The 18,979-nt window shown below is 50.6% G+C and carries 11 protein-coding genes; 1 reads left to right on the top strand and 10 read right to left on the bottom strand.

Annotated features, from left to right (window positions below):
• Positions 1–114: 114 nt before the first annotated feature.
• The 10 genes from FC652_RS14575 to FC652_RS14620 all read right to left on the bottom strand — a co-directional run bounded on the left by FC652_RS14575 (position 115) and on the right by FC652_RS14620 (position 15,839).
• The gene (locus tag FC652_RS14575; RefSeq protein WP_176299172.1) at positions 115–3,216 is read right to left on the bottom strand and encodes an efflux RND transporter permease subunit; all 3,102 of its coding nucleotides are present in this window, start codon (positions 3,214–3,216) and stop codon (positions 115–117) included.
• Entirely contained in the window at positions 3,213–4,535 is a 1,323-nt protein-coding gene (locus FC652_RS14580) for an efflux RND transporter periplasmic adaptor subunit (RefSeq protein WP_176299173.1), read from the bottom strand. Before FC652_RS14580 ends, FC652_RS14575 begins: the two co-directional genes overlap by 4 nt.
• Positions 4,522–5,178: a TetR/AcrR family transcriptional regulator gene (locus tag FC652_RS14585; protein WP_011082205.1), complete on the bottom strand. Its 657-nt coding sequence runs from the start codon at positions 5,176–5,178 to the stop codon at positions 4,522–4,524. Before FC652_RS14585 ends, FC652_RS14580 begins: the two co-directional genes overlap by 14 nt.
• Positions 5,179–5,301: 123 nt before the next feature.
• Positions 5,302–6,309, bottom strand: a complete 1,008-nt coding sequence (locus FC652_RS14590) for a substrate-binding domain-containing protein (protein ID WP_011151585.1) — start codon at positions 6,307–6,309, stop codon at positions 5,302–5,304.
• 181 nt (positions 6,310–6,490) lie between these two features.
• A complete protein-coding gene (gene mglC, locus FC652_RS14595; RefSeq protein ID WP_011082207.1) occupies positions 6,491–7,498 on the bottom strand; it encodes a galactose/methyl galactoside ABC transporter permease MglC in 1,008 nt (335 codons plus the stop codon).
• Positions 7,499–7,508: 10 nt separating this feature from the next.
• Positions 7,509–9,017: a galactose/methyl galactoside ABC transporter ATP-binding protein MglA gene (mglA, locus tag FC652_RS14600; protein ID WP_065090901.1), complete on the bottom strand. Its 1,509-nt coding sequence runs from the start codon at positions 9,015–9,017 to the stop codon at positions 7,509–7,511.
• Positions 9,018–9,122: 105 nt separating this feature from the next.
• Positions 9,123–10,097: a galactose/glucose ABC transporter substrate-binding protein MglB gene (mglB, locus tag FC652_RS14605; RefSeq protein WP_011082209.1), complete on the bottom strand. Its 975-nt coding sequence runs from the start codon at positions 10,095–10,097 to the stop codon at positions 9,123–9,125.
• A 369-nt stretch (positions 10,098–10,466) separates the two neighbouring features.
• Positions 10,467–13,562, bottom strand: a complete 3,096-nt coding sequence (locus tag FC652_RS14610) for a beta-galactosidase (RefSeq protein WP_176299174.1) — start codon at positions 13,560–13,562, stop codon at positions 10,467–10,469.
• 90 nt (positions 13,563–13,652) lie between these two features.
• Positions 13,653–14,528: a MalM family protein gene (locus FC652_RS14615; protein ID WP_176299175.1), complete on the bottom strand. Its 876-nt coding sequence runs from the start codon at positions 14,526–14,528 to the stop codon at positions 13,653–13,655.
• A 69-nt stretch (positions 14,529–14,597) separates the two neighbouring features.
• Positions 14,598–15,839 (bottom strand): carbohydrate porin, encoded by a 1,242-nt coding sequence (locus FC652_RS14620; RefSeq protein ID WP_176299176.1) that lies wholly within the window; start codon positions 15,837–15,839, stop codon positions 14,598–14,600.
• 836 nt (positions 15,840–16,675) lie between these two features.
• Between FC652_RS14620 and FC652_RS14625 the strand changes: the two genes are divergently transcribed.
• Entirely contained in the window at positions 16,676–18,793 is a 2,118-nt protein-coding gene (locus FC652_RS14625; protein WP_176299177.1) for an alpha-galactosidase, read from the top strand.
• The last annotated feature ends 186 nt before the right edge of the window (positions 18,794–18,979 follow it).

Below are 18,979 nucleotides of genomic sequence, written 5' to 3' on the forward strand. Positions count from 1 at the left end.
AAACATGCGTTAACTATAGCCCAACTTAGTCTACACGAAGTGCCGTGATGGTCACAAAGCGAGGGAGCGAGGCGTTGGGCCTCGCTCGTTTGCCGATTATTTACTCATTTTGCTTCATATCTCTTGGTGTTTATGCACCAAACCAAAATCGGCCAAAATGGCGTAAGCGGCTGGAATCATAAACAACACCAACAAGGTCGAAGCAAGGATGCCAAACACAATGGAAATGACCAAAGGTTGGATAACCTGCGCTTGCAAGCTGGTTTCGGTGAGCAGCGGCAACAAACCCGCAGCGGTGGTCATGGAGGTGAGGAACACCGCGCGAAAACGCTCACGGCTCGCTTTCACTACAGAGTCGTGCACGCTGTCACCTTCATCGACATGATGGCGAATGTATTGCACCAGCAAAATCGAGTCGTTGACCACAATCCCTGCCAGCGAAACAAAGCCCATCATGCTTGGCATGCTCAGCGAATGGCCAAGCAGAATGTGCCCCCACACCACGCCAATAAAGGCAAGAGGAATGGCAAGCATCACCACAAACGGTTCTAAATAGCTGCGGAACTGGTAACTCAAAATGGCGAACACCCCAAACAAGCCGAGCAAAAAGCCTTTGCCCATTGAAGATCCCGTCTCGGCGGTGTCTTTGGCTTCCCCTTCAAAATCAAAGCGTAAGCCGGGGTATTTTTGCATCAGCTTCGGCGCTTCTTGCTGTTGGAACTGACGAATGATCGCGGTGGAGTTGGCTTGCGTGTTGTCCACATCGCCAAACACGCTGATGGTTCTTAGCCCGTCAATACGTTGAATGCGCACGTAGTTACGCTGAAAATCGAGCGTAGCAATGGTGGCGAGCGGGATCTGGCTGCCATCGGCCATCATGATCGGGAAGTTGGCTAATTGCTGCAAATCGCCCGCTTGCACTTTATTAAGCCGCACTTCAATCGAAATATTCTCCACGCCGAGTTGGATTTCATCGGCGGTTTGACCAAAGAAAGCCGCGCGCAGCTGGTTGGCGATCAACTGGCCGTTAATACCATACACTTCCGCGCCAGGGCGCAGTTTGACCAACACTTCTTCTTTGCCCATGCGCATGTCATCCAACACCCCATGCACACCGGCGAACTGGTTGAGGTATTGCTGAATGTCGATAGAGGCGGCTTTGAGCGCATCGAGATCATCGTGTTTGGCGCGGATCTCAATCGCGCGCCCACCTGGGCCCATGGTCGGTTGCTTAAACACCAGTGAAATTGGTGCGGCCAGTTCGCCGACATCGTCACGCCACGCGGCAATAAACTCGTCAATCACCGTGTTGCGGCTTTCAGCGCCGAGCAGATCCAACCGCACGGTGGCGATGTGCGGGCCCGATTCGTTAGCATCGGCATTGGCATTAAATTGGCTGGTGATATGGCGCACCAACGGCGTGCCGTTTTCCTTCTCTTCACTCCACTGGCGATCCAGCTTTTGCGCAGAGGCGACGATTTTTTCGACCACGGCTTCGGTTTGCGCCAAAGAGGCACCCGGCGGCAAAATGATGCGCGCCTCGGCGATATCACCATCAAGCTCTGGGAAGGGCTGGAATTTCAATAGCCCGCCCGCCAAGGTCGCGGCAGAAATCAGCAGCAGCGCTAACACGCCACCCATAAAGGCGTAGCGAAACTCCACCACTTTTTCCACGGCATTGACCAAGGTGGTATTACGAAAATGCTCAAAGTGTTCGAGTAAGGTTTGCTTGAATTTGAGGTCCGGTTTTTCCTGTTTTTGCTTGTGCAGGGAATGCGCCAAATGGTTGGGCAGAATGAGGAAGGCTTCCACTAAGCTTAGGGTGAGCACCAAAATCAGCACTTGTGGCACCGCTTTGAGCACCGCCCCCATTTCTCCTTGCAAAAACAGCAAGCTACCAAAGATACACACGGTGGTGAGGAAGGAGGAAATCACCCCCGGCAGCACCTTGTTGACCCCTTTGATCACTGCATCGTCGATCTTCTCTCCGCGATCAAGGTGCGCCGCAATCGACTCGGCAATCACGATGGCATCGTCCATCATGATGCCGATCGCCATCAGCAGCCCCACCAGTGACATGATGTTGATGGAGAGGCCAAGTTGCGCCATCAAAAACAGCCCGCCAAGAAAAGCCACCGGCAAACCGGCCGCCACCCAAAAGGAATAGCGCAAACTGAAGAACAGCCACATGGTGGCAAACACCAGCACGATACCTTGCCAGCCATTTCTCACCATCATGGTGAGGCGATCCCACAAGACAGACGAGAGATCGTTGGTCATTTCCAGTTGCACGCCATCGGGGGCGATCGCCTGTTGGTCGGCAACAAATTGGGTCACGCGATCTTTGATGCGCAGGGCGTCGTCTTCTTTGTTTTTACTGATTTTCAGCAGGGCTGAAGGGTGGCCATCAAACAGCACTTTTTGCTCATCGAGCTCGAAGCGGTCGCTGATAGTGGCGATGTCGCCCAAGCGGATTAACGAACCATTGGGCCCAGAGCCTACGACTATGGTGCTGAGCTCTTGTGGTGTGACGCGGCGTTCATCAAAGCGGATCAGAAAATGTTTGTCGGGCGTTTCCACATTGCCACTGGGGAGCTTGACGTTTTGGCGGCCAATTTGATCGGCAATATCGCCAACGCTTAAACCGAGCTGACGCATCGCTTGGGTATCGAGTTCGACGCGATATTGGTGATCGGAAAAGCCTGCCACGCTGACCAAAGAGACGCCATAATCGAGCTTTAACGTCCGCTTAAGCTGCTCTGCATAGGCTTTGAGTTCCGGCCATGTGGTGTCGGCGGTAATCGCCACATCCACCACGGGTTCGTTCCAATCGAGCTCCTGCACCACCGGAGATTCGATCTCTTTGGGGAAATCGTTGATGGCGTTGATTTGCGTTTGCACATCCACCAGCATGCGGCTGATGTCCGCTTTCTCATTGAGCTTGAGGATTAAGCGCGCCGAGCCTTCAATCGCTTCACATTGGGTTTCGACAATGTTGGCAAGGCCATCCACGGCATCTTCCATGCGTACGCAAATGCTCTCTTCCACTTCTTGGGGTGACGCACCTGGATAGACCACCGCCGCCATAATGTACGGCGGATCAAACTCCGGAAAGGTTTCCCGTTTGATGGTGGAGAGTGACGAAATCCCGAGGATCAGCAGCGTCAACATCAACAAGTTGGCTGCGGTCGGGTGTTTGGCGAAAAAACGAATCATGAGCCACTCTCCTCTGGATTCGTCTCGCTGCTGGCTTCTTTCAACTGCATGCCTTCAATCGCAGGCAATAGGTCGTTGACGATCAGTTTTTGCCCGTGGCTGAGTTCGCCATCGATCACCACTTGGTTGTCGCGGCGGAACAACACCGTGACTGGCACGATGCGTAAGCGGTTTTGCTCATCCATCAGATAGATTTTGTTGCCATGCAGAGCACGCTCGGGGATGACCCAATTGGGGTTGGCTTGCCCTTCAATGTAGGCGCGAACAAACATGCCATTGACCAGTGGTGGCAATGAGGTTGGATTGAGCTCGCGGTAGTCTTGTTCTATCTCCAAAATCACCCCAGCGGTGGCTTGGTTGGCATCGACCGTTTCGCTCACCCGCGCCACTTTGGCTGGCCAACTGGCGCTTAAGTTGCCGCTGCTCAGCTCAATGTAAGCTTGAATAAAGGTCATGTCCGGTTGCGGAATGCCCGATTCGTCGCGCGCGAACTCGCCCAAGCTGGCGGCGAGGGTTTGCATGTCATGAATCGAGAGCTGTGCTTCCACTTCCATCACATCAATACCGTGCGCGGTGACCATGGTTTGCTGCTGGTTAACCACCTGATCTTGTTCGATGTCCACCTGCGCGATGCGCAGATCGTAAGGCAGGGTGATGATGGTTTTTTCCAGTGCGCGCTTGGCTTCATCCACCTTGGCGTTGTTGACCTTGATCAGTGCATCTGCCACGCGTTTTTCGTCCGGCATGAGGGCGATTTGGTTTTCAATGTCGAGCACCAATTTGCGCTGGGAAAGGGTGGTTTGTTCTTGTTGATCGACATCCGATTGTGAATTCAGCCCTTTTTTACGCAAGTTCTGTTTGCGTTCGAGCTCTTTTTTGGCAATCGCGAGACGATTAGATTCGATCTTCAAACTGCTTTTGAGGTTTTGTTCTTCTTGGTTGAGCTTAGCCAAAGAGGTTTGGGAAGATTTGAGGTCGGCATGAGCTTGCACCAGTTTGAGTTGGTAATCGAGCGGGTCGATACGCAAAATCTCAGTGCCAGCTTTGAGTACTTGCCCTTTCTCTAAGCGTGGGTGGCGGTAGATCACTTTGCCCGAGACTTCAGCGATCGCCTTCCACTCCACTTTGGGGGCCACTTTGCCAAAGCCAATCGCCAAAGGGGCAACGGCTTTGAGTTCTAGCGGCAGGGTTTCCACCAAGCGAGCGCGATCATCGGCAGGTTTCACTGGCAGTTCGGGTTTGAGTTTGACCGCCAGCACCAACACCAGCACGCCCACCGCCAACGCGGGGAAAAAGAGCCATTTTTTATTGAGGGTCATGGGCTGCTCCTGAGTCCAAAAATCCGTGTTTCATCAGTTGAATATTGTGTTCAAACAAGCGGTTGAGAAAAGCTTCATTCAGTTCAATGCCGTGAATCGCCAGTAACGCGGGGGGCGCCATAAAAGGAAACACCATCAAGCTGATAAAGGTGATGCGCGCTAATTTGGGGTCTACGCCTTGGCGCAGTATGCCGCCTTCTAACAAGCGATCGAAGATCAACCCTTGCATCGGTTGGGTGATGTCGTTCATCACTTTTTCCATTAATTTGCGTTGGGTATCGGAGGGGGCCATGCGCATCACTTGCGCAATCAAGCGGGGAAACTGAGGCACTTTGACCATTTCACGGTAATAAGTGCGCATGATATCGAGCAGGTTTTTCTCTGAACTTTCGAGCACTAGGGCTTGCATCTGTTTTTGCATCGGCGCGAGGGTTTCTCGCAGCATGGTCTCGAACAGCCCTTCTTTGCTGCCAAAGTAGTAACGGATCATCGCCACATTCACGCCTGCTTTTTGCGCGACTAAGCGGGTGGAGACGTTGTTGTATTCCATCACAGTGAACAACTCGCGTGCGTGGTGAATCAGCAGTTGCCTTGTGTCGATGTTGTGCGTTGGCCGTCCTCGGCGTGGGTTGAGTTCCGTCATCAGCCGCCCTTCAAAATTAAACGTTTGATGAATTATAGGCGGCTGAGTCTGGCGGTGATACGCGAATAATTAATCAATATTTCATCAAGTGATTAATTACACAAAAATAGTGTCGAATGGCGGTTATTTTGCAGGCGCGCCGACTGAGGCACGGCGGATCAGCATGGGCAAAAAGAGCTTGTGCTCTTTGCGCTCAGGTGCCTCACCATTGGCCAATTGCAGCGACAGTTTTACCGCCTCGTTGGCCATCACCTGAATCGGATAGCGAACTGTGGTTAAGCGTGGGTAGATGTAGCGTGCGACGTGGCCATCATCAAAGCCAATGAGCGACATCTCTTCAGGAATGCGAATGCCGTTTTCCAGCAGCAACGAGAGGCATCCTGCGGCCATGTAGTCGTTGTATGTCGCCAGCGCGGTGATGGGGAGGTTCTTCGCCATGATGCTGATCATCGCCTGCTCGCCGCCGGTTTCGTCTGGCTCGCCATATTCAATGTATTCATCGCGGATCTCGATGCCGTTGTCGCGCAAGGCATCTTGATAGCCCGCGAGGCGATCTTTGGCGTCGTCGATGTTGTGGCTGGAACAAATATAGCCAATGTGTTTGTGACCACTGCGGATCAAAAACTCCGTCGCAAGGTAGGAACCGCGATGGTTGTCGAGCGCAATGCAGCGTGATTCGATGCCTTTCACGACCCGATTGATCACCACCATAGCGGGAATTTCGTCCGCCAGTGAGACAAGTTCTTGGTCGCTCATGCCTTTGCTGTGCACCACCAAGGATTCACAGCGGCTGTTGATCAACAACTCGATGGCGTTGCGCTCTTTGTTGGCGTCGTGATAGCCGCTGCCAATCAACAACTGTTTGCCTTGTTCGCAGGCCACGGTGTCGATGGCTTTGACCATGGTGCCAAAAAAAGGCGCAGAGACGTCATTCACCAAAACGCCAATGGTATTGGAAGATTTGCTCACCAGTGCACGCGCGTTGGCGTTGGGACGATAGCCCAAAGATTGCATTGCTTCTTTGACCGCGACGATTGCCGCTTCGCTGGTGTGAGGGGCGTTATTGATAACGCGTGAGGCGGTGGCTATGGATACGCCAGCCAGTTTTGCCACGTCTTTGATGGTCGCCATAAGGGATTACTTTTGTTGTTATTGTTCGTTTACGCCGCCATTTAACACCGCCCACGGTGATAACTCAAATGGCAACCGAATAAATGTCGGATAAGCTCAAGTTTCGAGAGGATTTTTCACCGAAGTGAGTTAAAAAAGCCCTGCCGGTAAGGGCAGGGCGAGCGCTAGGCGCAGTTGGGGGTTATTTTTTGTTGGCGTATTTCATCGAATCGAGCGCGACCGCGAAGACGATGATGGAGCCTTTAATAATGTATTGCCAGTATGGGCTGACGCCGATGTAGGTCATACCGTAGTTGATAACGGTGAAGATCAACACACCCGTGACAACACCAGCAATGCTACCGACACCACCGGCAAATGAAACGCCGCCGACCACACACGCGGCGATGGCATCGAGCTCGTATAGGAAGCCCAAGTTGTTGGTGGCACTGCCGATACGGCCAGCTTCCAACATACCGCCAAAGGCGTAAAGCACACCAGAAAGGGCATACACTTTCAACAAGGTGAGGGGGACGTTCACACCAGACACTTTGGCCGCTTCTGGGTTACCCCCCACGGCGAAAATGTTTTTGCCAAACACGGTTTTGTTCCACAGCACCCACATAAAGACAATGGCGATGATGGCGTAGAAGGTGATGTAGGAGAAACGGAAACCACCGAGGTTGATAAAGCCTTGCGTAAAGGTGGTGAAACGCTCGTCAAAGCCCGCAATCGGAGAGGCGCCCACGGCATCGTAGTAAAGCGAGTTGATGCCGTAAACGATGATCATGGTACCTAATGTGGCGATAAAGGGCGTTACTTTTAGGTAAGCAACGATAACGCCGTTGACCAAACCGATGATGGCACCGATCAAGCACACGCAAATGATCACCGCGACGATGGGCACTTCGCCAATGCCTGGGAACACTTTGTTGACGTTATCGATCGATTGCAACAGGGTGGCCGAAATCACCGCCGCCAAACCCACTTGGCGGCCGGCGGAAAGGTCGGTGCCTTGGGTGACAATCAGGCCGGCGACACCGAGAGCGATGATGACACGCACGGAAGATTGAGTCAGGATATTACTTAAGTTTCTCAAGCTAAGAAACGATGGCTCTTGAATAACAATAACAGCCAGTAGAATAAGGAGAACCGCGTATATTGCGCTCTCTTTTAAATGCTTTAATGCGAAAGATTTAACAGCGTCCATAATTCATTCCCTAGAGATAGCGAGAAGCCAGTTCTAATATTTCATTCTGTGAAGTTTCTTTGGTATTAACGATGCCCGCTGCGCGGCCATTACTCATGACTAATATTCGGTCTGTAATACCCAGTAATTCCGGCATTTCCGAAGAAATAATAATGATGCCTTTGTTTTTCTTGGCTAATTCGAGAATTAATTGGTAAATCTCAAACTTGGCGCCAACGTCGATCCCGCGTGTCGGTTCATCCAGCATGAGGATTTCCGGTTGCGTGAGTAGCCAGCGGCCAATGATGACTTTCTGCTGATTACCGCCCGACAAAGAGCTGATGTGGGTTTGATGAGAGGGCGTTTTCACGCGCATGGAATCAATCACCCACTGCGTGTCACTCTTCATTTTTTTGTCGCTGAGTAGGCCCATTTTGGTTTTGTACTCATCGACGTTGGCCACCAACGCATTGAAGGTGATGTCGAGGTTGCCGTAGATGCCGGTGGAGCGACGTTCCTCGGTCACGAGGGCGAAACCGTTGTTGATCGCTTCATGCGCATCGCGGTTTTTCATCTCACGACCATGCAAGCGAATGTGCCCTTCGCTGCGTTCGCGTACACCGAAAATCGTTTCGACGATGTCGGTTCTGCGTGAACCCACAAGGCCCGCAACACCTAAGATTTCGCCCGCTTTCAGTTCAAACGACACATCTTGAATCGATGGCTGGTTGAGCGCGGTGAGGTTTTCCACTTGCAAAATCACATCTTTCGGTGTGTTGGTTTTTTCAGGGAAGCGATGCGTTAACTCGCGGCCAACCATCATGGCGATGATCTGGTCCATATCGAGCCCTTTGAGAGGGCGAGTGTCGACCCATTGTCCATCGCGCAAAATGGTGATTTCATCGCAGATAGCAAAGATTTCTTCCATCTTGTGCGAGATGTACACCACGCCACAGCCTTTCTCTTTCAGCTTGTTGATGATGGTAAACAGGTGGCTGACTTCTTTTTCCGTCAGCGATGAGGTGGGTTCATCCATGATGACGATTTTGGCGTCATAGGAGAACGCTTTGGCGATCTCAACCATCTGCATTTGTGACACGGATAAGGTCGCGACTTTGACTTTAGGATCGATATCGATATCCAGTTCGGCAAAGATTGCTTTGGTATCGCGATACATTTTATCGTGATCAACAAAGAACCCTTTCTTTGGATAACGACCGAGCCAAATATTATCCATGACGGAGCATTGTTTTACTTGGTTCAATTCTTGGTGAACCATAGAAACACCGGATTCCAATGCTTCTTTTGATGAGGTGAAATTCACTTCCTTGCCGAGAAAGAGAATATTTCCTTCATTCTTCTCGTAAATACCAAATAGACATTTTAATAGTGTTGATTTGCCAGCCCCATTTTCTCCCATTAATGCATGAATAGAATGAGGGCGAACGTTTAAATTAACCTTATCTAATGCCTTTACCCCAGGAAACTCTTTACTTACTCCTGTCATCTCCAACAGGAATTCATGTGTTTGATTTACCATGGTCTCTCTTTATTTCGTCAATGGGCGGACAACAGAAATGTTCTCTAACGACAGTGTGACAATGAAGAAAGCGCATAGGGGGAGCATGCTCCCCCGGGCACTAAATTAGTTCAAGGTATCTTTATCAACGCCAACATAAGGCACGCGAACAATTTTGTTCACGACTTGCCAGCGAGTGCCTTCAGCAGGTTGTTTGCCATCGGCGAGGTTGCGTGACAGTTCAAAGGTCGCTTTCGCTTGGGATTCCGCATCGTTGAGTACGGTACCCGCCATGTCGCCAGATTTGACCAGCGCCAAGGCTTCAGCTAGGGCATCAACACCGTACACAGGCAGTTTCACGCCCGCGCCGCGCAGTGCTTCTACTGCGCCCATCGCCATGCCGTCGTTGTTGGCAATCACCACTTCGATTTTGCTGCCGTTAGGGCCAGAGAGCCAAGCGTCCATCTTGTCTTTCGCCATCGCGGTATCCCACATGCCAGTATCCATGTGCAACTCTTCGGTTTTGATGCCGTTTTCATTGATGGTTTGCACAGAATACGTGGTGCGTGCTTCCGCATCTGGGTGGCCAGGTTCGCCTTTTAGCATTACGTACTGCAGTACGCCATCGCCGTTTTTGTCCCATGCTGGGTTGGCTTTCCACGCTTGCGCGATGAGATCACCCTGAATGATGCCCGATTCTTTTGAGTCGGTACCGACGTAGTACGCTTTGTCGTAGCTCGCGAGCGCTTGTGGGCTTGGTTCTTTGTTGTAGAACACGATAGGCACATCGTCCATTTTCGCTTTTTGGATGATGGTTGGCGCGGCCGCAGGGTCAACCAGGTTAATGGCCAGCGCTTGCACACCACGAGCCAACATGACGTCCACTTGGTCGTTTTGCATCGATTGGCTGTTTTGCGAATCGTTCATCAGAATGCGAGTGCTTTTGTCTGATGCCGCTTCTTTTTCAATCGCTTGGCGCACAACCGACATGAAGTTGTCGTCGTACTTGTAGATAGTAAATCCAAGGGTGGTATCCGCTAGAGCTTGTGTTCCAAAGCCTACACCAGCAGTGAGCAGAGCAAGTAGAGTAACCTTTCTCATAGAAAAATCCTGATTGTTTGTTATTGGTTTGCTGTAGGGGTAATTCGTTATCTGCAATTAATTTTATAATTGGTGAAAACGTTTACCCTTTGAGTATAGTGACAAACGAATCAATTAATGTGAACTAGATAAAAATTTCACCAGATTTGTAATTGAATGTTAATGTTTGTAAGGGTTTTGTGATTTGAGTGTGGTTTTTATCTTGTGTGTAAACGTTGGTCATAAAAGTGGTGATCGAGTGCAAAAAAACGCACCAAAACGACAAAGCCAAGCCTTAGACGCAAAATCAAAGGCTTGGCTTATCGGGTTTGGCTTAGTGGGAAAGCCTAGAGGGAAAGCCTAGTGGGAAAGCCTAGAGGCGAGCAAACGCTAGCGTGAAGCCGGGCTAAATCGCAACTGGTAGCGGTAGTGTTTCTCCGTTAATTGGAATTCTTTGTGTACACTTGGGCTCCAAGAGTCGTCACCGCCAACCCCCATGTGCTGGTGGTCTAGACGCAGGTAAATCTGCTGTTGTGCTAGCAAATCATGGGTATGTTTTGCTGCTGCCAATTGTTGCTGAGCGTATTGGCTAACACTGAACTGGAAATCACCCGAGATGGCCAACTCGTTTACTTGCAACCACTGCGTGCCACAACGCAGGCCGCTGTCGGTTGGGAAGATGTACGGTGTGTGCATCTGCGCCAGTGTTTGAGTATGTAAGCCAAAACGTGCTGCGGCTAAGCGATCTGGGTAGTTTTCAAATGGGCCTAAGCCTTGCCATGTGATCGGCGTGTCGGTTTGGTGAAGCGGCAGTTGCAACTCCAAGCCAATACGCGGCATCGGCGGTAGAGCGTCTGCCAGTGTGACGTCGACATCCAATTGCATTTCGCCATCGTTGCTGAGTGTGTGCGTCCACTTGGTAATGGCTTGCACTTCGCCGCCAAAGTGGTAGGCAAACGTGGTGGTCACGACCACGGCGTGAGCGAGCGTTTCGCTCTCGCACTGGACGCAATGACGCTCCCACTGACCGATGCCCGCCATTTCCCAACGGCATACCCAAGCGTTGGGATCAACGTTATCCACTTCACTGATGCCGATGTCGTTATCCAGCGGGGCGCGGAAGAAGTTGTCTTGCGGCGCGGCCAGCATTTGCGCTTTGCCATCCACGTTCCATTCCATCAGCAAACCGCTTAGGCTATCCCAGCGCCATTGATGCTTTTCATCCAGACTGCGGACCACAATGGCGTGGCCGTTTTGGGTCAGCTTGGGTGCAGGCTGTGTGCGCAAGGTTGGCATAGCAAGGCCAGCGTGATTGCGCAGCGCCATTTGTTCTGTCGCCACCACATGGCCAGCGGGAGCCCATGACGTCGCTTCAATAAGGCCGATGTCGGTATTTAAGTGGTATTGCGCCTGCGCTTTTGGCGTGAAATTCAGCGCAATTTCAAGGCGTGTTTGGCTGTCAGCCTCTACGCTAAGCACCTGTGAGCCCGTTTGGATGACTTGGCCATTTTCCAACAGTGACCAGTTCAATTGCTCGTTATCAGTGGCACGGAACAGGTTCTCGTTGGTCACCAACAGTGTGCACGCTTTTTGGGTTTGCTCTTGCAGCGAGACGGTGATCATGCGCTGGCAATATTTGGCTTCTTGCAACGTTGGATGCACGGTGCGATCGGGGAAGATCAAGCCGTTAATGCAGAACTGGCGGTCATTGATTTCATCACCAAAATCGCCGCCGTAAGCCCAGAAGTGCTGGCCGTTTTCATCCCATTGGCTCAAGCCTTGGTCGACCCAATCCCAAATAAAGCCGCCTTGTAGGCGTGGGAACTCGCGAAATGCCGCCCAGTATTCATCAAAACTGCCTAGGCTATTGCCCATCGCATGGGCGTATTCGCACAAGATCAATGGTCGCGTTTCGTTGGGGAGAGAAATCCATTTTTTGATTGGCCATTTTGGCACCGCTTCATCGGCAACTAGGGTATTAACGCGCGCATACATTGGCGCAATGATGTCGGTTGCCGTGGTGTTTGAACCGCCGCCTTCGTATTGCACAGGGCGAGAAGGGTCAAAGTTTTTCGACCAAGCGTACATCGCATTGTGGTTGCTGCCGTGGCCCGATTCATTACCTAAAGACCAGATGATGATCGATGGATGGTTCTTATCGCGCAGGACCATTTGGGTGTAGCGACTCATGTACGCGTGCGCCCATTGCGGATCGCTCGATAAGCGGCTCATTGGCTGCATGCCGTGGGTTTCAATGTTTGCTTCATCACACACGTACAAGCCGTATTGGTCACACAGTTCGTACCAACGCGGATGGTTCGGATAGTGAGCGGTGCGCACTGCGTTGAAGTTGTATTGTTTCATCAGGCAGATATCGCGGATCATATCCTCTTCTGTCATCACATGGCCCAGCTCTGGATGATGCTCGTGGCGATTGACCCCGCGGATCAGCAGCGGCTTGCCGTTGAGCTTCAATTGACCCTCGCTGATTTCCACTTTACGAAAGCCCACAGGGTACGCTTCGCTCTCGAGATGCGTGCCATTTTCATCCAACAGTGAAACAACTAAGCGGTAGAGGTTCGGTGTTTCCGCCGTCCATTTCTTTGGCTCGCGTAGGTGCAGGGTTTGGAATACCACATCATTCCAAGTGCCCCGCTCGTCGATGCGACGGTTGTGTGGGCGAGCGATGTTTGGCTCAGTGACCGCTTGTGTACCCTCAAACAATTGAACCTGTACTTGATGGGTTTCTGGCGCTGCAATGGTGGTGACGATGGAGAGTGAGCCGTCGCGATAGCAGGCGTCGAGATCCGGCGTGATGAACACATCTTCAATGCAGTGTTGTGGTTTCGACAGCAACGTCACGTCGCGGAAGATACCGCTTAGCCACCACATGTCTTGGTCTTCTAGGTAGCTGCCATCACACCAACGCATCACCATGACCGCGAGCGTATTTTCCCCCGCCACGAGATGCGATGTGAGATCAAACTCGGCAGGCAAACGGCTGTCTTGGCTGTAGCCAACCCAAGTGCCGTTACACCAAAGATGGAAAGCCGAATTCACGCCATCAAAAATAATGCGTTGTGTGTTGGTCAACTCTTCTGGTGACAACGATACCCTAGTGCGGTAGCAACCGGTTGGGTTATCACTTGGTACAAACGGCGGGTTTACGTCAAATGGGTATTTAATATTGGCGTAAATGGGTTTGTCGTAACCGTGCAGTTGCCAGTTAGACGGCACGGGGATCTCATCCCATTCCGCGTCATTGAAATCGGCCTGCGTGAACTGACCATCCACCTGCTCTGGCGCATCAAACAGTTTGAATTTCCATTGTCCATTTAGTGATTGACGCTGGGCGTGAATACCATCGCGAGCATGGGCCATATCGCGAAAACTGGCGAGTGGGCTATGTGCCTTTAGGCAGTGAATGTTCACGGATTGCGGGTTTTCCCAGTCGCGTCGTTGGAGAATTTCTGAAAATGCAGTCATGGCTTTCCTACTTAACTCTTTGTTTCTAATTTTGTTTTGCTACGGAGTTTGAGTCCGAAGCGAGGGTGTCTTTGCTTTTGTTGTGAAGCGTTATTTTGCCAATTGCTTCACGAGATAATCTTTTGCGTGGGTAAAGCCTTGCTCACCCGCTTGATTGGCAATTGCCGCCGCTTGTTTTACGTCGTTGTCTTTGAGCGCTGCATCGATTTGAACTTGGTACAGTGTCCATTCGTCTTGTGCTTTAGGCGATGCAGCAGGGGATAACTCTGCTTTCGCGGTGTCGTTGGTTTGCGTGCCCAATTCCGCCAAAAGCGTTAATACCGCGTTGTTGTCGGAGGCACTCGCCGTGACATCAATAACGCCAAAAGGTTGGAACTGCGCTGTGAGCGGAAGCTGTTTACTGCCAATGACGTTTTGCCTTTCTGCATAAACTTCTTTTGGGTGCTTGCGAGTCAATTCCATGCCAAGCATTGTCGAATCTGAAGCGATGACCACGTATTTCGCGCCATTAAGTGGTGGGTTCACCGTGATTACTTGTTCAACATGCTCTAAGCCGCGCATGCCCGTTGTGTGGTAGTTAAAGTCTTTCGCCGAATAATCCGATAGAAGCTGCCATTTCGCGTCGTAAATCATGATATTCGCAGCAAATAACGCATTGTTGTCAACATAAGAGCGAACGAGCAGTGAAAATGGCACGTCAGAAGTGATTTGGTAGCTCATCACTGGAAGCGGTTGGGATGAAGCAGAATCTGAAGAAAGTAAAACCGCACTACTCAAGCTTGGCAGATTTGCATCCATAACCACCTGTTGGTGGAAAGGAATCGATAGGGCGGTCAGAGGCAAAGTATCTAACGTCGAGCAACATTGTGGTTGGCTCAAATCGGTATTGAAAGTTTGCTCTGGTAATCCACTACACGCGCTAAGAGACAGAGCCATGAATAGAGTTGCTAGCGGTTTGAGTTTCATCTGCGTTGTCCTTTGTGGGGTGAGCGAGTTACTCACCCCGTTGGGTTCAAAAATAGTTGCGGGATTGGGTTACCACCATGTTTCGACGTTAAAGCCAAAGGTGATTTCGTCAACGCTTTGTCCACCAGTGCTGCGAGCATGGCCGTAGACTTCGCCGCCACGGTGCCACTCGTCGGTTTTCTCTGAGTAGGTCGCGAACAAACGCAGTGATGGACGAGCCCAAACGCCTTTGCCAGCTTGGAACATTTGCGCCACAGTCACTTTGTACATGTCGTTGGTACCAGCGCCGTTTTGTGCTTCTACTGATTCGTAGCCAACTTCAAGTGCGGTGGCCATGTAATCTGTCCAGCTGTACTGAGGACGAGCGCCTACACTGAACCATTTCTCACCTTCGTTGTTGTCCAGGTTTTTGTTTTGGTAAGCGATGGAGTACATCACTTGGAAATCTTCATTCACGTTAAGATCGCCAGAGTTGAAGAGACGCCAGCTGTAACCATCGTGCTCTACGCCTGTGTTGTATTTACGGTTTGAGCCACCTTCAGCACTCATCAAACCGCCTGCAAGCGCATCCGTACCGTATTGGAAAGCGAATGTGTTTGAACCATAGTTCCAAGCTTGACGGTAAAGTGCAGAAAGCATGGCACCAGAAGTGGTGATGTCACTGTCGTCATAGCTAGAGTTTTGCGTGAACACGTAGTTCAAACCGACCGTAAGGTCTGCACTGTCACTCAGTTCAATGCCGCTTAAACGTGCGTCGATGTTGTGTAAGCTGCGGCCATCTGCGCTGGAGTTTGGCGCCATCCATGCGATGTGACCTTTAGCAAAACCAAGATCCCAGTTTTCAATACCGATACCTGTGCTCGATGTATCCCAGTATTTAATGTCGATCATGTGCACTTCATGACGACGGTAAAAACGTTCGCCCGCCCAAACAGTGGCATCCGCTTGGCCTTCAAACAGGCCGTGACCCGCTGACCACATTTGGATCACGCTAACGTCACCCCAGCTTTCACCGCTACCAAGGTAAAGGGTGGTATCAAAGTACGCTTCACCTTGTTGCCAAACGTCAGCTTTCAAGCCCGCTTCCCACCAGTTCAGTTCGTTACCCAAACGGTAGTTACCATAACCTTGACCAGCACGAATGACATCGTTGCGTTCGCCTTTGCCACCATTGTGTTCATCGTTATCGGTGTAAATGTTGCCCCACTTGGCGTAGCCAAAGTAAGTGATGTTCTCCACTGCAGCCATACCCGCAATCGGTGCTAGGGCGAGGGTGAACCCAAGCGCTCTGACAAGCGTCTTTTGTTTCATGAAGTGTCTCCATTCTATTTTTATGGATTTATTTTTTATTGGTTTGAGTCCTAACTCGCTGCGCAGTGTAAATAAACTATGGAAACGTTTTCATGATGAGGTTGGCATTTTTGTCGTAATGAGGGGGTAATTACCATTTTGTGTGATTTTGATCTCTTAAATTGAGGCTTCGAGCGCAATTTCAGATTGATTTTAAACCATGCAGGTTGGGAGCGTTTACTTTGACTGGCGGAGTTTGGGTTGGGGTATTGGAATTGATGTTGTTTAAGATGCTGATTTAAATTGGCTTTTAGCTAAGGAAAGGCAGTTGTTAGGAAGAAGAGGAAAGAGCGCCCAATTGAAATCAACTGGGCATGTGAGACAAGGAAGCACATACACCAAGTGGTTCGCGGGCGCACTGCACACGAGCATTTGCTGTATCGTCAAACTGGGATTTTGAGTTAGGACCCAAGAGAGACACTTCATAAAGAATCTCGAAGCCTCAAGAATACGGTTGTCGGCTAACCACTTCAAGAGGTGGGGAGTTTAACTGAGTGGTCTGTAACCTTATTTATGATTTTGTTGTTGTAAGGTAGTGAATTGAATGGTGAAAAACTCCTAATAAATCAACCTTGTATTTGAGTTTTCGTGCAGGGATTTAAAGAATTCAGTAACCAAAGAATCTGAAGTGTTTTGGCGCTGATCGCTGCGTAATATAAGAAGGAATATAGCGTAGCGGGCGATGGCACAAGTTTGAAAAATGGCTGGAAACGTTTTCATGATTTTGCAGTGGCTCACAGATTATTTTGTCCGTTTCATTATGATGCGGCGTAATTTCTCGTTTTTAGGTAAGCATGATGACGAACAAAACAGTGATTGAGTTAAGTGGTCGGGAAACTCAGTTAATGGTCGAGCTCGGCGAATACGCGGAGATTCTGCACTGGGGAAACAAGGTTCAGGGGGAGCTTGAAAGCGCTCGCGTTGCACTGCATCGTCCGGTGCCATATGGTCGCCTTGATACTGATGTTGCGATGACTCTACACCCAGAGCTTGGTCGTGGCGTGTTCAGCAGCCCCGGTGTGGAAGGGCATCGTGAAGGACAAGATTGGGCACCCGTGTTTGTCATCTCTCATGTTGAACACGACCAAGGTTCCATCGTGATTCAAAGCGAAGATGCGATCGCGGGCCTTCGCCTGACAACCGAGCTGATGCTGGATCAGCATGATGTGGTTAAAACGCGCCACACACTCACCAACATTAAAGCGGGCCTATACCAAGTGAACCGCTTGGCGAACACTTTGCCTTTGCCTGCCCGTGCGAACGAGTTGATGACCTATTACGGGCGCTGGGTTCACGAGTTTCAAACCGTGCGTCAACCTTTGCTTCAAGGGGGCTACCAACAAGAGAACCGCCGTGGACGCACTTCCCATGAACATTATCCGGCATTGGTTGCTGGCAGCGCGCATTTTGACGAAATGAGTGGCGATGTATGGGGGTTCCATTTCGCATGGAGTGGCAATCACAGACTGCGTGTGGACGTGAAAGCTGATGGTCGCCGTTATATGCAGGCTGAAGTCATTTACCTGCCTGGTGAAGTGGCACTGAAAGAGGGTGAAAGCCTGACCACACCGTGGTTGTACGCAAGTTACAGCCACTCGGGTCTCAACGGCATGAGCCACCATTTCCACTCACACGTCCGTGATTCGATTTTGCCTGAGGATTTTGCGAACAAGCCTCGTCCGATTCACCTTAATACTTGGGAAGGCATCTACTTCGATCACGATCCAGACTACATCATGTCAATGGCAACCCAATCGGCGGAGATGGGCGTTGAACGCTTTATCATTGATGACGGCTGGTTCAAAGGGCGCAATGGCGACAAAGCCGGGCTAGGGGACTGGTTCTTATGTGAAACCAAGTACCCGAATGGTTTGCAACCGATCGTCGAACACGTCAACAAACTGGGTATGGAGTTTGGTTTGTGGTTCGAGCCGGAGATGATCAACAAAGATTCAGATTTGTATCGAACGCATCCTGATTGGTTATTGGCTGTAAACGGTTACGATCAGCCAACTGGTCGCAACCAGTATGTGATTAACCTGCAAAACGATGAGGCGTTTAACTTTCTGTTTGAGCGGTTGGACCATTTCCTCTCGACTTACAACATTGCTTACATCAAATGGGACATGAACCGTGAAGTGGTGCAGCCAGCGCATTTAGGCCAAGCGGCAGCGCACAATCAAACCCAACGTTACTACCAGTTAGTCGATAACGTTCGCGAAAAGCATCCGAACGTCGAGATTGAATCTTGCGCGGCAGGTGGTGGTCGTATCGATTTTGAAGTGCTGAAACGCACGCACCGATTCTGGGCGTCAGACAACAATGACGCGCTTGAGCGTCAAACCATTCAACGCGGCATGAGCTATTTTTTCCCGCCAGAGGTGATGGGCAGCCATATTGGTGCCAGCCATTGTCACAGTACGCGCCGTCGTCATAGTATCGAGTTCCGTGGGCTTACGGCACTGTTCGGTCATATGGGGATTGAGCTTGATCCTGTGAAAGAAGAGCAAGTGGAAAAAGAAGGTTTTGAGCGCTATATCAAGCTGCACAAGATGCTGCGTCCACTGCTGCACAGCGGCAGAACTTGGCGTGTACCAACCGATGATAAAGCGCATCAAATTCATGCGGTGGTGGCCAACGATCAATCTAAAGCGGTGGTGATGATTGCTCAGCTCGCGATGCCGACGAACTCTCTAAGTGGGCATTTGCGCATACCGGGTTTAGATCCACAAGCGACATATCGAGTGACGGTATTGGATAAACCGTCTAACTACGATGACATCGTGAATTACCAGCCGCCATGGACTGAATCGGGCTGTGAACTGTCTGGCGCATGGTGTGAAGAAGTTGGCTTAACCATGCCAATTCTTGATGCAGAAAGTGCGATGTTGGTGACGTTCGAACGTATTCACTAAGCCATTCCTATTTAGACGACTTTATCGTTTCTCATTGGGTTTCTATCGCCGTACAGACATCAGGTTTGTACGGCTTTTTGCGTTGTTTTTTATTGGTGGGGTGAAATCGTTTTCATGTTTAACGAGCGTAAAGTGCTGATAAAATGGCGTAAATGACACGTTCTCCTTGCATTAATAGGTCCAAAT

Source organism: Vibrio sp. 05-20-BW147 (genome assembly GCF_013369385.1).
GTDB classification, from domain to species: domain Bacteria; phylum Pseudomonadota; class Gammaproteobacteria; order Enterobacterales; family Vibrionaceae; genus Vibrio; species Vibrio floridensis.